This is a genomic window from Methanosarcina sp. (assembly GCF_028693135.1).
Taxonomy (GTDB): Archaea; Halobacteriota; Methanosarcinia; order Methanosarcinales; family Methanosarcinaceae; genus Methanosarcina.
This window is the reverse complement of sequence record NZ_JAQUVZ010000007.1, coordinates 1-15,488: the sequence shown is the minus strand read 5'-3', so window position 1 is coordinate 15,488 and position 15,488 is coordinate 1. Positions and strand designations below refer to the sequence as shown.

17 protein-coding genes and 2 tRNA genes are annotated in these 15,488 nt (G+C 42.1%); 9 read left to right on the top strand and 10 right to left on the bottom strand.

Annotated elements, in window-relative coordinates; translation table 11 throughout:
- The first annotated feature begins 157 nt into the window (after positions 1-157).
- The 4 genes from PHF18_RS04970 (at position 158) to PHF18_RS04955 (ending at position 1,864) form a co-directional block, all read left to right on the top strand.
- Positions 158-241 (top strand) — tRNA-Ser (locus tag PHF18_RS04970).
- A 359-nt stretch (positions 242-600) separates the two neighbouring features.
- On the top strand, positions 601-1,092 hold the full coding sequence (locus tag PHF18_RS04965) for a rubrerythrin family protein (RefSeq protein WP_300099177.1): 492 nt from the start codon (positions 601-603) through the stop codon (positions 1,090-1,092).
- 322 nt (positions 1,093-1,414) lie between these two features.
- Positions 1,415-1,564 (top strand): hypothetical protein, encoded by a 150-nt coding sequence (locus PHF18_RS04960; protein WP_300099174.1) that lies wholly within the window; start codon positions 1,415-1,417, stop codon positions 1,562-1,564.
- A 107-nt stretch (positions 1,565-1,671) separates the two neighbouring features.
- A tRNA-Trp gene (locus tag PHF18_RS04955) sits at positions 1,672-1,864 on the top strand.
- A 523-nt stretch (positions 1,865-2,387) separates the two neighbouring features.
- Here PHF18_RS04955 and PHF18_RS04950 read toward each other — a convergent pair.
- The 6 genes from PHF18_RS04950 to groES all read right to left on the bottom strand — a co-directional run bounded on the left by PHF18_RS04950 (position 2,388) and on the right by groES (position 8,670).
- Positions 2,388-3,575, bottom strand: a complete 1,188-nt coding sequence (locus PHF18_RS04950; RefSeq protein WP_300099171.1) for a pyridoxal phosphate-dependent aminotransferase — start codon at positions 3,573-3,575, stop codon at positions 2,388-2,390.
- Positions 3,576-3,867: 292 nt separating this feature from the next.
- Positions 3,868-4,512, bottom strand: a complete 645-nt coding sequence (locus PHF18_RS04945; RefSeq protein WP_300099168.1) for a hypothetical protein — start codon at positions 4,510-4,512, stop codon at positions 3,868-3,870.
- Positions 4,513-4,650: 138 nt separating this feature from the next.
- Positions 4,651-5,334, bottom strand: coding sequence for a queuosine precursor transporter (locus PHF18_RS04940; RefSeq protein WP_300099165.1), 684 nt, complete (start codon positions 5,332-5,334; stop codon positions 4,651-4,653).
- Positions 5,335-5,493: 159 nt separating this feature from the next.
- On the bottom strand, positions 5,494-6,321 hold the full coding sequence (locus PHF18_RS04935) for a hypothetical protein (RefSeq protein WP_300099162.1): 828 nt from the start codon (positions 6,319-6,321) through the stop codon (positions 5,494-5,496).
- A gap of 334 nt (positions 6,322-6,655) precedes the next feature.
- A complete protein-coding gene (gene groL / locus PHF18_RS04930; protein WP_300099159.1) occupies positions 6,656-8,266 on the bottom strand; it encodes a chaperonin GroEL in 1,611 nt (536 codons plus the stop codon).
- Between the two features lie 125 nt (positions 8,267-8,391).
- Positions 8,392-8,670 (bottom strand): co-chaperone GroES, encoded by a 279-nt coding sequence (gene groES / locus PHF18_RS04925; RefSeq protein ID WP_300099156.1) that lies wholly within the window; start codon positions 8,668-8,670, stop codon positions 8,392-8,394.
- A 259-nt stretch (positions 8,671-8,929) separates the two neighbouring features.
- On the opposite strand from groES, the gene PHF18_RS04920 reads away from it, so the two are divergent.
- The 3 genes from PHF18_RS04920 (at position 8,930) to PHF18_RS04910 (ending at position 10,983) form a co-directional block, all read left to right on the top strand.
- Positions 8,930-9,337: a helix-turn-helix domain-containing protein gene (locus PHF18_RS04920; protein ID WP_300099153.1), complete on the top strand. Its 408-nt coding sequence runs from the start codon at positions 8,930-8,932 to the stop codon at positions 9,335-9,337.
- A 144-nt stretch (positions 9,338-9,481) separates the two neighbouring features.
- Entirely contained in the window at positions 9,482-10,621 is a 1,140-nt protein-coding gene (locus PHF18_RS04915; protein ID WP_300099150.1) for a DUF362 domain-containing protein, read from the top strand.
- A 149-nt stretch (positions 10,622-10,770) separates the two neighbouring features.
- On the top strand, positions 10,771-10,983 hold the full coding sequence (locus PHF18_RS04910) for a transcriptional regulator (RefSeq protein WP_300099146.1): 213 nt from the start codon (positions 10,771-10,773) through the stop codon (positions 10,981-10,983).
- Between the two features lie 97 nt (positions 10,984-11,080).
- Here the strand turns inward: PHF18_RS04910 and PHF18_RS04905 are convergent, their stop codons facing one another.
- A complete protein-coding gene (locus tag PHF18_RS04905) occupies positions 11,081-11,743 on the bottom strand; it encodes a hypothetical protein (RefSeq protein WP_300099143.1) in 663 nt (220 codons plus the stop codon).
- A 157-nt stretch (positions 11,744-11,900) separates the two neighbouring features.
- Complete coding sequence (locus PHF18_RS04900; RefSeq protein ID WP_300099140.1) at positions 11,901-12,710, bottom strand: winged helix-turn-helix domain-containing protein; 810 nt, start codon at positions 12,708-12,710, stop codon at positions 11,901-11,903.
- A 630-nt stretch (positions 12,711-13,340) separates the two neighbouring features.
- Here PHF18_RS04900 and PHF18_RS04895 point away from each other — a divergent pair.
- Both PHF18_RS04895 and PHF18_RS04890 read left to right on the top strand, forming a co-directional pair.
- Positions 13,341-14,396: a hypothetical protein gene (locus PHF18_RS04895; RefSeq protein WP_300099137.1), complete on the top strand. Its 1,056-nt coding sequence runs from the start codon at positions 13,341-13,343 to the stop codon at positions 14,394-14,396.
- Positions 14,380-14,523, top strand: coding sequence for a hypothetical protein (locus tag PHF18_RS04890; RefSeq protein ID WP_300099134.1), 144 nt, complete (start codon positions 14,380-14,382; stop codon positions 14,521-14,523). The genes PHF18_RS04895 and PHF18_RS04890 overlap by 17 nt, the downstream gene beginning before the upstream one ends.
- A 148-nt stretch (positions 14,524-14,671) precedes the next feature.
- On the opposite strand, the gene PHF18_RS04885 is transcribed toward PHF18_RS04890, so the two are convergent.
- Positions 14,672-14,836: a hypothetical protein gene (locus PHF18_RS04885; protein WP_300099131.1), complete on the bottom strand. Its 165-nt coding sequence runs from the start codon at positions 14,834-14,836 to the stop codon at positions 14,672-14,674.
- Positions 14,837-14,905: 69 nt separating this feature from the next.
- Complete coding sequence (locus PHF18_RS04880; protein ID WP_300099129.1) at positions 14,906-15,154, bottom strand: MASE3 domain-containing protein; 249 nt, start codon at positions 15,152-15,154, stop codon at positions 14,906-14,908.
- Between the last annotated feature and the right edge of the window lie 334 nt (positions 15,155-15,488).

Here is a 15,488-nt window from a genome sequence, read left to right as displayed (position 1 = left end):
AAACTTCCCCATTACTTAAAATCCATTTAACTTTTAAGCTAACATTAATCTAACATTTAAGCTAACATTAATCTAACATTAATCTAACATTTAAGCTAACATTAATCTAACATTTAAGCTAACTTAAGGCTAATCTAAAACGTTCTTAAGGCAAAATGCCCAGGTAGTCTAGCGGTAGGGCGACGGTCTCGAAAACCGTTTCTTCTTTGGGAGAGCGCAGGTTCGAATCCTGCCCTGGGCGTAAATTTCGGATTAAAAAATCGATTAAAACCTATTTTTAGAATTAGAAAAACAGGTGTTTTCGGATTAATTTGTTATTTGTTAATCCATCCAGAAATCCCCTGGGAAATTTTTCAGTTTTCTCTTCCTGTGCTGCACGGGGCCCTTGCCTGCCAGCCAGAATAAATACTTTCCTTAACCTGGAACCGTTTCAAGAATTAAAAAATAAGCGCTTCCACAAACCTGCCTGCTCCTCTCCTTTAAAGTAAAGATGTTCCAGAAAGTGCAGCCTATTTTAAGGTTAGACATTATGGGCGTTAAGAATAATATGTATGACAGTAAATAGGGTGAAAAAAGATTTCAAATTAAGGGGAGATATACATGAGTTCTAAGGATAATCTTAAAGCTGCATTTACCGGCGAATCGATGGCAAACAGGACATACCTAGCCTTTGCGAAAAAAGCAGATGAAGAAGGGTATCATCAGATAGCTAAACTCTTTAGAGCCGCTGCTGCTGCAGAAACAGTCCATGCTTTCAATCACCTTCAGCGTATGGGTGGAATTGGAACCACAATGGACAACTTGAAAGAGGCAGTTAACGGCGAAACATACGAATTTGAGACAATGTATCCCGAGTTTATAGAGGAGGCAAAGAAAGAGGGGGACAACAGGGCTCTCTGGAGCTTTGAAGTGGCAAATAAAGTAGAAAGGATCCATGCTAGCCTATATGAAAAAGCCCTGGCAGAAATTGGAAATAATAAAGAGGTTGATTATTACGTTTGCAGTGTCTGCGGACATACTATGGAAGGTGAACCTGAAGGAAACTGTCCAATTTGTGGGGCACCTGCATCCAAGTTCAATAAAATTGACTAAAAATCGCTATTAAGACAATAACTTTTCTAACAGGCATCGGCACACAGCGAGAGCCGACCGATAAAAAAGGCTCTCAATTTACTTTTTTGTTAGCATGGCTTTAAAAACAAATTGAAGCCATTATTAACCCTCTTTCGTATTCATAAGGAAATCAAGCAGATCAGGAATTCGATCTTCATGTTCCTTTGATTCTATGGCTTTTATGCAATCGTACTTCCCAAAACCTCAGGAAGTAAGATAAACAACTTTATTTGTGAAACCCCTGATATAGAACAAAATTGAAAAGGGAGCCCTGAAACCTTTGAAATTAGACAAGAAATGGATGAAATACTTTGACCGTCGCAGAACAGGCAAATGGACAGGCGAAGTAAGTGTATATGACTTTGCAGTTCGCCTGATTGGCTACATATCATTTACGATATTTGTGCTCGCAGTCCTTGCAGGAATAATCTATTTCCTGTTTATGTACTGAGGAAGAAATAGTAATCTTTTAGAAATATTTTCTCGAAAACATTATTTCTTGCCGTTAACTATTTAAAAGAGAAAAGATATGTCAGTATCCTTGTTAACCTTCATTAAGGGGCTGTGGCCTAGCCCGGCATGGCGATGGGCTCCAGCGGATAAATGATGAACAACGGGTCTACCGAGTCTTTCCCGACGGGGCAGGACAATGAGGAACCGTTGGAGCACTGATAGATGCTCACCAGAAAAACTGTGAAAGCAGTTGTTCGGAGATACCCGTCGATCGTGAGTTCGAATCTCACCAGCCCCACCTTTATTTCTTTTCTTTAATTTTGTTTTTCAGGAAAACAGTCTCAGTTTTGTATGAATACTTTTTAATTCCAGCATCCACATTCTCGTCGACGCTCTCGAGATCTATCCTTTTTTGATAATATCCTTTTTTTGGTTGTCCCCTGCTCCAGGGTTGATATTTTGGAATGCGAGCCCCAGCACAGCTACTTATTTCGTTTATATTTACGGTACGCTGGTGGGTTCAAGCGGAGCGCGTCGAGTGGAAAGAAAGAACTTGAGATGTCATTTAAGGTCATTTTGGAATAATACCAACCAATTAATCAGGGACCACCCTTTTTTATAATATTTATATATAGAGACCTCCGAGTCTAACCTGTTACAGATTTAGAGAAAACAGTAGTCCAGTAAATGAAATTCTTCAAATAACAGGCACGAAGAAATGAAAGTACTTTTCAAATCAGAGTACTTTCATACAAAAATTAATTTGAAAAATTAATTCGAAAAATTAATAGGCAGAAACGAACTGACTCTGGAAGTTCTCATCATTCACCTTCAAATTCTTTTTCAAGAAAAGCCTCCAGACGGTCCATGCCTTCTGCAATGTTTTCAAGGCTGTTAGCGTAGGAAAAACGCAGGTAACCTTCTGCCCCGTTTCCGAAGTCTATGCCGGGAGTTACTGCCACGCCTGCCTTATTGAGGATCCTGCGGCTCAGTTTAAGAGAATCACTGCAGAACTTGCGGGCATCAGCAAGGACATAAAAAGCCCCCATTGGCTCTCTACGAACTTCGAGCCCCATGCCAAGAAGCCTTTTAAGCATGTACTGGCGACGCATATTATAAATCCGGACCATCTCAGCAACGTGTTCCTGGGAACCTTTCAGGGCTGCAATGCCTGCTTCCTGGACAAAGGAGTTAGCGCAGATAAAGAAGTTCTGGTGAATTTTCTGAATCGCGCGTACACAATCAGGAGGGCAGATAATATAGCCAAGTCTCCAGCCGGTCATTGCATACAGTTTGGAAAAACCGTTCAGGACGAAGGCATTTTTAGTATATTCCAGGATACTGTGTTCTTCTCCGCTATAGATCAGGCCCTGGTAGATTTCGTCCGAAACAATAGGAATTCCTTTTTCATCCGCTATTGCAGCAAGGTCCTGCAAACTTTCAGGAGACATAACATGCCCCCCGGGATTTGAGGGACTATTAATGAGGATAGCTTTGGTATTCGGACTCAGGCACTGCCTTACTGTTTCGGGTTCAAGGACAAAGCCGTTTGTCTCGCTCGTATAGACAAAAATAGGGGTCCCGCCCAGATACTTTACGAAATTTGGATAGCAGGCGTAGTGAGGGTTCGACATAATTACTTCATCCCTCTTTTCAAGCAAAGCCATAAAAACAATCAGGAGACCAGGGCTTGTCCCGGAAGTAATAATAATCTGATTAGGGTCCAAGTCAACTCCAAACTTCTGATGATAAGCCTCAACTATTGCCTCTCTGAGAGCAGGGAGTCCCTGGCTGTGAGTGTACTTTGTAAGTCCCAGACCAATCGCATTACAGGCGGCCTCACAGATATGGGGAGCAGTAGGAAAATCAGGTTCTCCGACCTCCAGGTGGATTATATGTATCCCCTGAGCTTCCAGAGCTTTGGCACTTTCCAGTACTTCCATCACATAGAAAGGGGGGATATCTTCAGATTTTTTTGATAGGATGCAATCGGAATTTATCGAAAACATAAAGAACCTTCTGAAAAGTGATTAATATAAAAGCCACTCGATAAAAGTAAGAAATATCAATGGGTATGTACCTGAAACTGCGTATGCTTTCAATATTTAAATATTCTGTGGGAAAAACAAACAGTCAAAACAAAGGAACATAAAAGAAAAATTAATCCTGGAATGAGTTTAACAAGAAAAAAGTTAACTCTCTGAATTGAATAGATATTATCTGTCTAAGGCGAGAAAAACCCTTCCTTAACCCTCTGAGCCTGCAGGCGAAAGGGGTTAGGGAGAGACAGTCCACAGAAACTTAATCTTTCGGCATAATTCTATCAACTACCTCCACATCCGGCCCATCCCAGCCCTGGTCTTCAAGCGTTTTTACAAAATCACGCTGACATGCCTGGAATTTTTCAACGTTTTCTGGGACAACATTGAGAAAATCGTAATCCCCATAAGCCCCCGTAAAGAAAGAAGCGACGGTTTCTTCAAATTTTTCCTCTATTCTTTGCGGGTACCATAGCCCGTATTGAGAAAGCAAAACAAGGTTTGGATCAGGAACAGGAGCCTCTTCCTGATAGATATAAAAACCTATAAAGATCTCTTCTCCCGATTTTGCAAGAACCAGTTTCTTTTCAAACCCCCGTTTTTGAAGTTTGAGAAACCATTCCCCCTTTAAAAGGTCATCAGGTTCTTTAATAACTCCATGGGATTTCAAAATCTTTTCAGCTACCTGCTGGATCTCCAGAATCATGTTCTTACGCTGTTCGTCGGGCATATTAAGGCAGGAGATACAGAATTCTTCGGAGGGAACTCCTGTGTATTGAGTACCAATCTCTTTACCTGATTTACCCTGCTCTTCAGCCTTTCTTTCGTAATCTTTTTCAGAATTTTCCGCATTACCCTGGATTTCGGCCTTAACCTTCCGTATTTCGGGCTCAGAATGTTCTACCATAATTAGCATCCCCATAATGTATAGGACGGAGATGCCCATAAGCATTAGTATTTAGTCCATAAGCATTAGTATTTAGTCCCAGAAATAGATTTCAGAGCCATTCCTGAATCGAACCTTATTTCAGGAGCCGCGCTTTTTTTAAACTTTAACCGGATCTGCCTCTTTGCGTTCCCCAGGACTGGAGGCATCGTTTATGTTTTCAGAAGCAAGCCACCTGACCCCAAGATACACAAAAGGAGTATCAAGGAGAGCAAAAATCACTTTAAGGATCCAGAGAGGCATGATCATATAAAAGATCTGGACTGCTCCCAGTTCGGGAGTTGCGCGATAGAAAGCGATAAACATGAAAATAATAGAGTCGAGCAGCTGGGAAACAATTGTTGAAAGATTGTTTCTGAGCCAGAGGTGTCTACCATTTGTCTTCTGCTTCCAGAAGTTAAAGGCCCAGATGTCATGGTGCTGGCTTATAACAAAAGCGATCATGCTTGCCAGAATGAGCCGCAGCGAATTTGAAAAAACGTAATTGTAAGCTTCATTATGCGGATACAAAGGTGAGGGGGGCAGACCTGTACTTACAAAAACGAAAAGGACTGCAATACAGAGTGAAAGGAAACCTGCGTGTACGAAAATCTTTGTGACTTCTTTTCCCCTAACCTCTTCTACTATGTCCGTAATAAGAAAAGTAACCGGATATCCAAATAAGCCGACCGAGGTTACGATTCCGAAGATCTCAATTAGCTTGCTCCCGAGGAGATTTCCGAGGAGTAGAGAGCTGACGAAAACTGTTAGCAAGATCTGTGTTTTGTAATCTATGGGTTTCATGAATTCTCAGGGTTTAAGCTGGGTTTAAGGGTTGGATACAAAAATATTATGAGTAGAATACTTTAACTTATATAACACCGGTCCGCGGGTTTCGGGAAGATAGAATATAAAATAATACGCTGCGAATGTAAAGTAATGGGCTGTTGGATGCAGGAAAAATTACCTGAAACGTTCTGCTCTTCTGAAAAGGTTTTGAGGTGACCGGTCTACTTCGTCACATATGATCTTATGGGGAATGGAAGAAGGCAGAATGGAGTAAGCCTGACTGTCCGTCCCCCGAAGTCCCCAGGTCTCATCCGTGAGCAAGAAGTAGGAGTTTTCGAGCCTGACACCCTTTGATTTCAGAGAAGAAAGTACCTCAGGGTTTGAAAGGTCCTTTCTAATCTCTTCCGCAGCCTTTACCTGAGTGCCCGGACCTCCTTTTTTTACCGGATAAATCAGGTCATCGGAAAGGATCTTTTCCATTGTGCGGACTATCAACCTGTAGCAGGTTTTTTTGTTTGTGGACATTTCCGGAACTTTCTCCAGATAAAAAACATTTCTTCCATTCCGGGCGATATCTGAAAGAACGTCTTCCCGCCTCGAAAAAGATTCCACATCAGACGTGGATGTACTCGAGAAGAAAACAGGAAACTTTTTAGACAGGCTATCTGCAGCTGCCTGGTTCATCTTCTCTCGGGGAATATATTCAAAGCTAACTCTGGACCCTGAAAACTCCTTTTCAACATCCTGTGCCTTTCCCTGAAAAGCTTTTACGGCTTCAGTAGAATCGTTATAAACAACTATTTCACTATCGGCTTCAGAAAATATCCTGACAAGGGATATGGCAAAATTGAGGGCTGCAAGTTCACAGTCAAGATTATTGCGAGGATGCCCCGGGACTTTAGTTGTTGACTGGTGGATCTGCCCACCTTCCCGTAGCACCACGCAGCCGATGTAAGAGTCTTCACCTTCATTATAAGAAGAGTCGCAGTAAACTTCAAGCATTTTTACTTTCACCTTTCTGGTAAGGGGGGTTGTAGTAAACGAACCGGATGATTAGGAGGATTATGATTGATTATGAATAATTCAGGGAGACACATAACCGTTTAACTATAGATCAATAGTTATGGATATTGAGAATTACGCTTTTACCAAAAACATTGTGTTAATGACAGAAAAAGGTTTTCAACCTTTACTGAAAATAAAGGAAAAAGAAAAAGGGCTTTGAAGTGATTTCGAAAAAGTAATAATGAGAACAGGAAAAAGAAAAAAGGGAAAAAGAAAAGAAAAAAGGGAAAAAGAAAAGAAAAAAGGGAAAAAGAAAAGAAAAAAGCGGCAATCAGATAATAATTGTATCTGTCCTTTCGTCCTTTTCTTCATCGAAATCGGTCACAAGAGCTTCAGTCGTAAGCACCATGCCTGCGATTGAGGCCGCGTTCTGAAGCCCGCTTCTTACCACTTTTGTCGGGTCGATTACACCAGCTTCGAAGAGATCTTCAAAGACATCACTCTTTGCATTGTACCCGAAAAGTTCGCTGGATTCTGCCCTGATGGTTGCCACCACTTCAGCGCCTTCCCTGCCTGCATTTGTGGCTATCTGACGGATAGGATCTTCTATGGACCTCTTAACGATCTTCACGCCCACCTGCCTGTCACCGTCAAGTTTCAGGGATTCAAGAATTGCAGCTGCACGGAAGAGACATACCCCTCCTCCTGTGACCACACCTTCCTCAACTGCGGCTTTTGTGGCATTCAGGGCATCATCGATTCTCATCTTCTTTTCCTTGAGCTCGGTTTCGGTTGCAGCTCCCACTTTGATTACCGCAACACCGCCCCCAAGCTTTGCCTGGCGCTTTTTAAGCTCAGTTTTTCTGTAGTCAGCTTCAGCAATATTGACCTGGGCTTCGATGACTCTGACCCGTTCATCAATCTTTGCTTTGTCACCCCTGCCTTCTACAATTATGGTTTTATGGTTGTCAACCGTGACTTTCCTGGCACTTCCGAGCATGTAGTCACTGAATTCCTCAAGTTTCATGCCCTTCTCTTCGCTAATAACCTGCCCACCGACCAGGATGGCAATATCTTCAAGCATCTCCTTTCTCTCATTTCCGAATCCAGGAGCCTTTACAGCGCAGACCCTCAGGGCTCCGCGGATAATGTTCAGGATCAGGGCTGCCTGGGCATCCCCATCGACGTCTTCAGCAATAATCAGGAGGGACCGGCCTTCAGAAGCGACCTTCTCAAGCACAGGTACGATCTGTTTCATGCTGTTGATCTTCTTGTCCGTAATAAGGATATAGGGATCTTCAAATTCACAGATCATTTTTTCAGAATCAAGTGCCATGTAGGGGGAAACAAACCCGCGGTCAAACTGCATACCTTCAACCACATCAAGGCTGGTTTCCATTGTCTTTGAGTCTTCAACGGTGATTACCCCGTTGTAGCCGACCTTTTCCATAGCATCGGCGATCAAGTTGCCTATTTCTTCATCATTGTTTGCAGAAATGGTGGCTACTTGTATGACTTTATCCTTGTCCTTTACCTCCACACTCTTGCTCTTGAGATACCCTACAACCTTTTCGGTGGCAATCTCAATCCCTTTCTTGACCTCTATAGGATTTGCCCCTGCACTGATGTTTTTCAGGCCTTCCCGGATCATGCTCTGGGCAAGAAGAGTTGCGGTAGTCGTCCCGTCTCCTGTGTTGTCCTGGGTCCTGGAAGCGACCTCCTTGACAAGCTTGGCCCCCATATTTTCAAACTTGTCATGGAGCTCTATTTCTTTTGCAATGGTAACCCCATCATTTGTGACCACGGGTTTTGTGCTTTTGTCCAGCACGACATAACGGCCCCTCGGTCCCAGAGTGATCTTAACAGTATTTGCGACTTTATCTACACCATTTAAGAGGGCTTTTCTTGCACCCTCATCAAACATTATCTGCTTTGAAGCCATCTGTATTCACCTGGATTAGGATAGAATATTCTTACTTAGTTAAGCTATAATTTATCGAAGTCGTGATTTACCTGACATTTGTGATGTGCCTGATGCAATATTTTCAGAAACGGCCTCATTAAGAATTATTCTTCAACAACTGTTGCCATGATATCCTTGAAGTCGACAAAAATATATTTTTCATCATCTATTTCAACCTCATCAGCCTGGTACCCCCCGTAAATTACGTGGTCTCCTTTTTTAAGGGGGAGCTCTTTCCCATCTTTAAAGGTCCCTACAGCCAGAACGATTCCTTCTTTTTTCTCCTGCCTTGCAGGCTCCGGGATATAGATCCCACCTTTAGTAACTTCTTCTGTCTTCTGGTGCTTGAGTAATACTCGTTCGCCAATAGGTCTGACAATCACTCTTTAGTCCTCCTTGATATGTAAGTGACCTGATATTAGCTGCACATTCACTGGTTGCTATAAGTCAGCATGGAATCGATGAATGTATTGAGCTGTAAAACGCCCAACTATCTGCATATAATGCAAAACTTCTATTTAAAAATTACCAGCAAATCAGAGAAAATTTGTAAGTAAAATAAATATAATTGCAAAAAAATCGAAATGATATCTACAAATTAAAATAAAATATATATACAGGAATCTCCAAAATAATAAACAGATGGTTCAGCAGATTATCCTCAGAAATCTTGAAAAACCCCAGATAAAGAGCCTTGAAGAAGACCTTTTATGGTTCTGTGATAGCTTTGGCTTTTCTTCAGGAAGGGATACCGAAAACACAGCCAACAAAATAATCTTCAGCCTGCTTGAAAAACTTTCAAATGAAGAACTCAGTTCATCGGAATTCCTGGCTGAAGACCTTGATATGAAAATCTCAAGAATCAACCACCATCTCAGGAACCTCAACGACTCCGGACTCCTTTACAGGAAAAAACGCCTGATTTATCTAAGGGGAGGCAGCCTGAAAGCTGCAGTAAAGGAGATGCGAAAGGACTCGGAAAGGATGTTCGATGAACTGGAAAGCATAGCTGAAGAAATAGATTCAATGATGGGCCTTAAAAATAGATAAAAACCGGGAGATATAAAAAGTATTTAAGATGACAAACGGACTATAGACTGAAAGCTAGATGACAAACGGACTATAGACTGAAAGCTAGATGACAAACTGAAACCGGAAAAGAATTCAATAATTATTTCCATTTACTTTTTAGCAATGAACAGAGTCTCCATAGTTTCCTGCCCTGATTATTCGGATACAAAAGAAGCAATAGCCTGGGCTCTTGACCTGCTGGGCGGCATTGAAAACATAATTGATCCTGGAGACCACGTACTTCTCAAGCCAAACATCCTTTCGGCCAGCCCACCGGAAGCTGCCACAACTACCCATCCCACTGTGGTAGCAGCAATGTGTGAATTTGTGCTCGGTGCCGGAGGAAAGCCAGTCGTCGGAGACGGAGCCGGGATCTCAAGACCAGGAGCTACAGCAAAAGCCCTGAAGGCTTCAGGCATAGAAGAAGCTGCCCGAAAAGCCGGAGCCAGGGTTGTGAACTTTGAAACTGCGGGTTTTACTCTGGTAGAAGTTCCAGAGCCGCTTCAGTTTCAGAAATTGTACATTGCAAACCCTGTCCTTGAAGCCGATGTTGTAATATCCCTCCCGAAACTCAAAACCCATGAGCTTACATATTATACAGGCGCGGTCAAGAATTTCTTCGGAGCCCTCCCCCTGAAATGCCGAAAAGAAACACACCTTCTTGGAAACCGGAACCTTTTTGGAGAAGCCGTTGCCGATGTGTACTCTGTCGTCATGCCTGGTTTTGCGGTCATGGACGGAGTTTGGGGCATGGAGGGAAATGGGCCTTCCCATGGAAAACCTGTAAACTCAGGTGTAATTCTGGCAAGCCCGGACTGTGTTTCCCTGGATATTGTTGCAGCAGAACTGATTGGTTTTGATCCTATCAAAATCCCCACTACAGCAGGTGCCCTGAAGAAAGGGTTCGGAAACCAGTGCCCTGTGGTGGTCGGAACACCATTAAAAGAAGTCAAAAAGAAATTCAAGCCTTCAAGCGGGGGAGTCAGCACAGCCCCTGCTTTCCTTAAGCGCAGCCTCGGCAAATATTACACTATTAACCCCAGAATCAACCAGAGAAAATGCACTCGATGCGGGACCTGCTATCTGAACTGTTCTCCCGGGGCTGTAGAACAGCTGGAAAACGGAACTTTCAGGATCAATCCGGAAAAATGCATCCTGTGTTACTGCTGCAGGGAACTTTGCCCTAACGATGCAGTCGAGATAAAAAAGTCCCTGTTAGCACAGATTTTAACAGAAACCGAAGATTTAATACATAGAACATAAATGTAAAATGAAATCCGGCAAATACGTTATAATACTTTCTGTTTTATCTTTTTGCAAGATCTTTTAATCCAGAACGCCTAAAAGATGTATTAAAAGAATCTTTTGCTCGGGAAAATACCCCTGTGCTTGTAAATAAAGAAGGTGATGGGATGCTTTATATCGATACAGAGTATGCTCCGGAAAAATGCTCTCTTTGCGGCGGAACCGGAAATAGTGAAGGTGGAATCTGTGAAGCCTGCGGAGGACAGGGGAACGTGCTAGTTGCCCAGCCTGCAATAATATGTCCACTTTGCGGCGGGTCAGGGAACCTGGACACAGGAACATGCAGGGCGTGTGGAGGAAGCGGCTGGGCTCTTTTCTGAAAAAATCAGAAAATATTCCCTAATTCCTGTCCTTGAACCTTGTTATGAAAAAAACCTTAACAGTTCCGGATTCATGCCCCCAAGCCATAAAGTAAAACTATGGCTCTTCAGTAAATGATTTATCAGGAAAACGCTCCGAATTATTCGGAAACTCCTCTTTTTCCTTTTGACTTTCCAGAAAGTCGTTCTTTTTTTCATCGGGCAAACAGTCAAAGCAGGTCTCATACCTTGAAGACTTATACTTTTTTCTGCATACCGGGCAGAGCTCCATACCCTTCAGGCTTGCAAAGTGACAGCGTTTGCAGAGCACGATTGCATGTTCCAGAGACGCGTATTCTTCCTCAGCTTTTCGGGTTTCGTCTTCAATTAGCTCTTTAATCCCGTTTTCTTCAAGCCATTCATGATAAAGCTGTTTGAAGTTTCCTTCTCCTGTATCTTCAACAAGCACCTCGATACACTGCTCTTCAAGGTCAGTATGGTCAGGCTCAGCTTTATGTACAGTAGAGGCTTTGTGCCAGGCAGGGTGGCTTTTATGGTGGTGTTTGCCGGTCAGTACATGTTCGAATTTCTGATACTTTAGTCTGTACACTTCCCTGAATCTGGTATAAGCAAGACTGTAAATCCCGGAACGGACCTCTGCCGGAGAAAAGGCTCCGGGAGTGTGGACACAAAGGCGCTCAGAAGAGCCGCACCAGGCACAGGCTTTGCCTGTAATGAATTCAGCCCGTTTTACTTTCCATTCCTTAGAGGTTCGTTTCATTGAGACACCTGAAAAATCGCTTGGAAATAAAAGATAGTTGAATAAAAGATAGTTGAATAAAAGATAGTTAATACTGGATGCCTCATGTTCCGGACTTAAATATATTTTCTGGTTCTTATTCCAGTTAGATTACAGGCCTTAAGGAGCTTTCTGGCTATCAACTGCAGTCCGAATAATTCATTGAACAGACTTTTTCGGACCTCTCAATGTAATATTCAAAGAGTTCTCTACCCCAGGCAAGGGCGCGGGGTTCAAAACTAAGAAGGTACTGCCCTTCAAACTTTCCTTTCTTATTGAAAAACCCGAGCAATACTGCAGTTTCCGAAATAGCAATCAATGAAGGAATTTCAAGCGGGTTTCCTGCGTGCACAAAAATAGTGGCGTTTTTCTTCGCCAGGATTTCTTCCCCCGTATCACGGAAATCCCCTGAAAACCTATCAAATGAATCTCTGCTAAGGATAAGCTGTACCTTTACATCTTTTTTTGCGAACTCCAGGGAGAAAGAAGGGATCTGAGGGTGAAAATAAGAAAAAAGGAGCATAACCTTTGAAGACCCGGTAAAATGATTAATCATCTTAGGGAACAGATCAAATCCGTGAGTAAGCCCGGGTTCGACAAGCTGGATTCCTTTAAGCTCCCCTATACGTCTTAACAGATGAAAAGGAATAGAATCCAGTTTCCTGTGGCTCCAGAAAGAATCATTTTCCTCAAGTGTACTGGCCGCATCCATTAAAGGCCTGACTTTCGTAATTAGTATATTACCTATTATAGAAAGCTGATATACATCTTCGTTCTGAACAATCAAACCTTCTTCTTTTAATTTTTTGAGATGGGGAAGCAGGGAAATTCGGGAACCCTGAAGAAGATCAAGAATTTCATCAATATTTCGGGGTCCTTCGTACAGCAGTAACAGTAAATTTTTCCTTTTATCGGAAAAAAAAAGGAGATTAACAAGCTGTAATTTCATATGGTTTTGCGCCTTCTAAAGTAAATTAGCATTTTTAGCAATACGATAGTGTGAAGATATCAAAAAATAGAGTACAGATATAATCATTAATGTATAGATATAAATGTTACCTCGAGTCTGAAAAATCAGAAGAGTAGAGAAGATGGAATAAAAGATAGAAAGATAGAAGACAATTTCATTAGTCTTCGGTTAAGGAATTTTCTTGCCTGAAAGTATCGATTTTGCATTAGAAGTCTACCTTAAATTTTGGCCTGATTACATGAAATCGATACCGGTTCCACCTCTCAATTTTTAAAAATATTTGATAACTGTTGTGGGAATGGAGGTCATTTATCACGATTCCTCGCTTAACCGAAGACGCATGAAGACAATTTTCGTAAATGATCATTAATTACCTGAGACCGGAACAAAAAAGAAATATTTGAAAAAAATACTATATTACAGAAACGATTTTACAGAAACGATTTTTTACATAAATGATTTTACAGAAACGATTTTACAGAAACGATTTTACAGAAACGATTTTACAGAAACGATTTTTTACATAAATGATTTTTTACAGAAATAATTTCAGGTGAAAAAGTAACCCAGAAAGTAGAGCTTTGAGGAGAATAAAGTAAGGAGGGGATTTTGATTAACAAAACGATTCCTGTACTACTGATATTAATGTTGACTTTTGTAGCCGGATGTACCGAGAAACAGACAGAGATCTCAGAGAATGCGACTATAACCCACAAAACATACGGAGCGTTCACACTCCCGGAAATGCAGCTGCAGGTGCTAACCGTAAACAGCACATCGGTTGTGTTTACAACTTCGGACAATGAAGGAAAATTCATGAAAACATATGAAAAGCCCTTCAATGAAAGTGCTTTCAGAGATCTTACCAACCTGTTTGAAGAAAACGGATTCCTTCAGATGGAAGAACGCTATATCCCGCAGAAAGGGCAACCTGTAGTCGCGGATGTGGGAACACTCGAGATTAGCCTGAATGGGGAAGCCCGTGAAAAAACCGTAATTGTAGACCCATACTCTTCCGAATATATGCCTGAAGGTCTCCAGAAAATCGATTCTGCACTGGTTGAACTTCGGGCTTACGCCCTGTCCACTTCTCCGGAAGAAGCGGAAAGGATAGCTAGAACCTGGGTAAAAGCTGCACCCACATATAGTTTTGATGGCTTTGACCTCGAAATGGAAGCCCATGAGGTGCTTGAGAGCTTTCCGGAGCAGCATTTTCTGAACTATACATTTACGAGCAGGCACGGTGGCTATGGAAACCGGACAGACCGGATTGTAACCGAAGCTCTCACCCCTCACAGCATAGAAGTCATTGTTTCTGAGGGGAAAGTAATGTCTGCTGTAATCGATGGAGAATGGAACGAAATTACCCAGGGGCCTCTTGAAATCGAGCCTGATGAGACTGATATTACTGAGAATGCTACGGGAACCTCAGGAGCAGAAGGAAACACTGTAGAAATGAAATACAGGATATCTGAAGAAAAGACTCCCTGGGACCAGTGGTATGAAGAAGGGAACATCCAGTTTATTAAAGCTCCGACCCAGCCAGAACTGATAACCGCTTACTATGGGACCGTTTACAGCATAGAGATCTCTGACATACAGAGGGTTGATAGTTGCGACCTTGGGTACCTCTGTGGGGAGGAATTTTATGTTGGAGATCTCTGACATACAGAGGGTTGATAGTTGCGACCTTGGGTACCTCTGTGGGGAGGAATTTTATGTTGGGAAGGTAAAAGAAAGCGATTCTTCGAAAATGAAAGAGCTGGGATGGACAGACATTGGAGAGTATTAAGCCCTTAAAAAGAAGCCCACAGCTGGAAAGCTCTTAGATGGAAAGTACTTAGCTGGAAGGAAATATCAAAGGGATTCAGGGAAAGAAATAAGAAAAAAGCACCTTTCATTTTTCCTTCCAGGTGCTTTCCATGTTCAGGCAAATGAAACTATCCCGATGCCGGAAGAAAGTCAGCCCTCACTGCTGCTGCTTCTTGAAGTCTTTGGAGCAGGAGGGTGATTTTTACCTTTTTGAGGTTCATGCCCACTTTCTCAAGGTAGTACAGGTTTTCTGCAAGGCAGACATTCCGAAGCCCCCGCAGGGTTTTATCCACGAGGAAGGCGCAATTCGGGCTTCAAAATCAGTTTTCTGAATTGTTAAACCAGATCGTAAACTCTGTCCCCTAGCCTCTGTTAAGTTCAATACAGCCATCTATCTGTTCATCAGGAAATACACCCATTCCTTCGTAGGAAAGTGTATATAATAGATCCAGACTCCCGATAAAAAAGTAAGCAACCCCTATAAACAGAAGATACTGGTTTTCCAGATGATCTCTTGATTTCCACACTATAAGAAATATCACGTATGCAACATACACACTGAAAAGTTCTACCAGAGTCTGGAAGAGCAGGTGGTTACTGAGGCTAATCAAATAGAGAACACTAGTTATAGCTGCCCAGAGTATCACATTATAGGGCTCGATTACTACCTTTTTCCCCTTAAAAGTTGTAATGTATCCTGCCTCTGTTACAGTTATATCTAAAAGAATATATTAGCTTCATATAAAAATATGTTGAATATTCCTTTAAGGCAAAATTAACTTAAAACCCCTCTTCTTTACAGATAAAAAGCTTTATAGCCTTACTTCCCAATTTTTAAGCGCATAACTCTTTTCCCTTTCCTTAAGTCTTTTCACTTCATGCGTGCATGCGCATGAATTTGCCTCTACATCTGGCACAAATCGAAACTTTTAAATAATAGTATGC

Coding starts and splice junctions, on each gene's coding strand:
- PHF18_RS04935 (WP_300099162.1), bottom strand. CDS start 6,321: ATGCTTGAAGTTTACTGCGACTCTTCTTATAATGAAGGTGAAGACTCT.
- PHF18_RS04910 (WP_300099146.1), top strand. CDS start 10,771: ATGCTTTATATCGATACAGAGTATGCTCCGGAAAAATGCTCTCTTTGC.
- PHF18_RS04940 (WP_300099165.1), bottom strand. CDS start 5,334: ATGAAACCCATAGATTACAAAACACAGATCTTGCTAACAGTTTTCGTC.
- PHF18_RS04950 (WP_300099171.1), bottom strand. CDS start 3,575: ATGTTTTCGATAAATTCCGATTGCATCCTATCAAAAAAATCTGAAGAT.
- PHF18_RS04960 (WP_300099174.1), top strand. CDS start 1,415: ATGAAATACTTTGACCGTCGCAGAACAGGCAAATGGACAGGCGAAGTA.
- PHF18_RS04915 (WP_300099150.1), top strand. CDS start 9,482: ATGAACAGAGTCTCCATAGTTTCCTGCCCTGATTATTCGGATACAAAA.
- PHF18_RS04905 (WP_300099143.1), bottom strand. CDS start 11,743: ATGAAACGAACCTCTAAGGAATGGAAAGTAAAACGGGCTGAATTCATT.
- PHF18_RS04920 (WP_300099153.1), top strand. CDS start 8,930: ATGGTTCAGCAGATTATCCTCAGAAATCTTGAAAAACCCCAGATAAAG.
- groL (WP_300099159.1), bottom strand. CDS start 8,266: ATGGCTTCAAAGCAGATAATGTTTGATGAGGGTGCAAGAAAAGCCCTC.
- PHF18_RS04900 (WP_300099140.1), bottom strand. CDS start 12,710: ATGAAATTACAGCTTGTTAATCTCCTTTTTTTTTCCGATAAAAGGAAA.
- PHF18_RS04965 (WP_300099177.1), top strand. CDS start 601: ATGAGTTCTAAGGATAATCTTAAAGCTGCATTTACCGGCGAATCGATG.
- PHF18_RS04945 (WP_300099168.1), bottom strand. CDS start 4,512: ATGGTAGAACATTCTGAGCCCGAAATACGGAAGGTTAAGGCCGAAATC.
- PHF18_RS04890 (WP_300099134.1), top strand. CDS start 14,380: ATGTTGGAGATCTCTGACATACAGAGGGTTGATAGTTGCGACCTTGGG.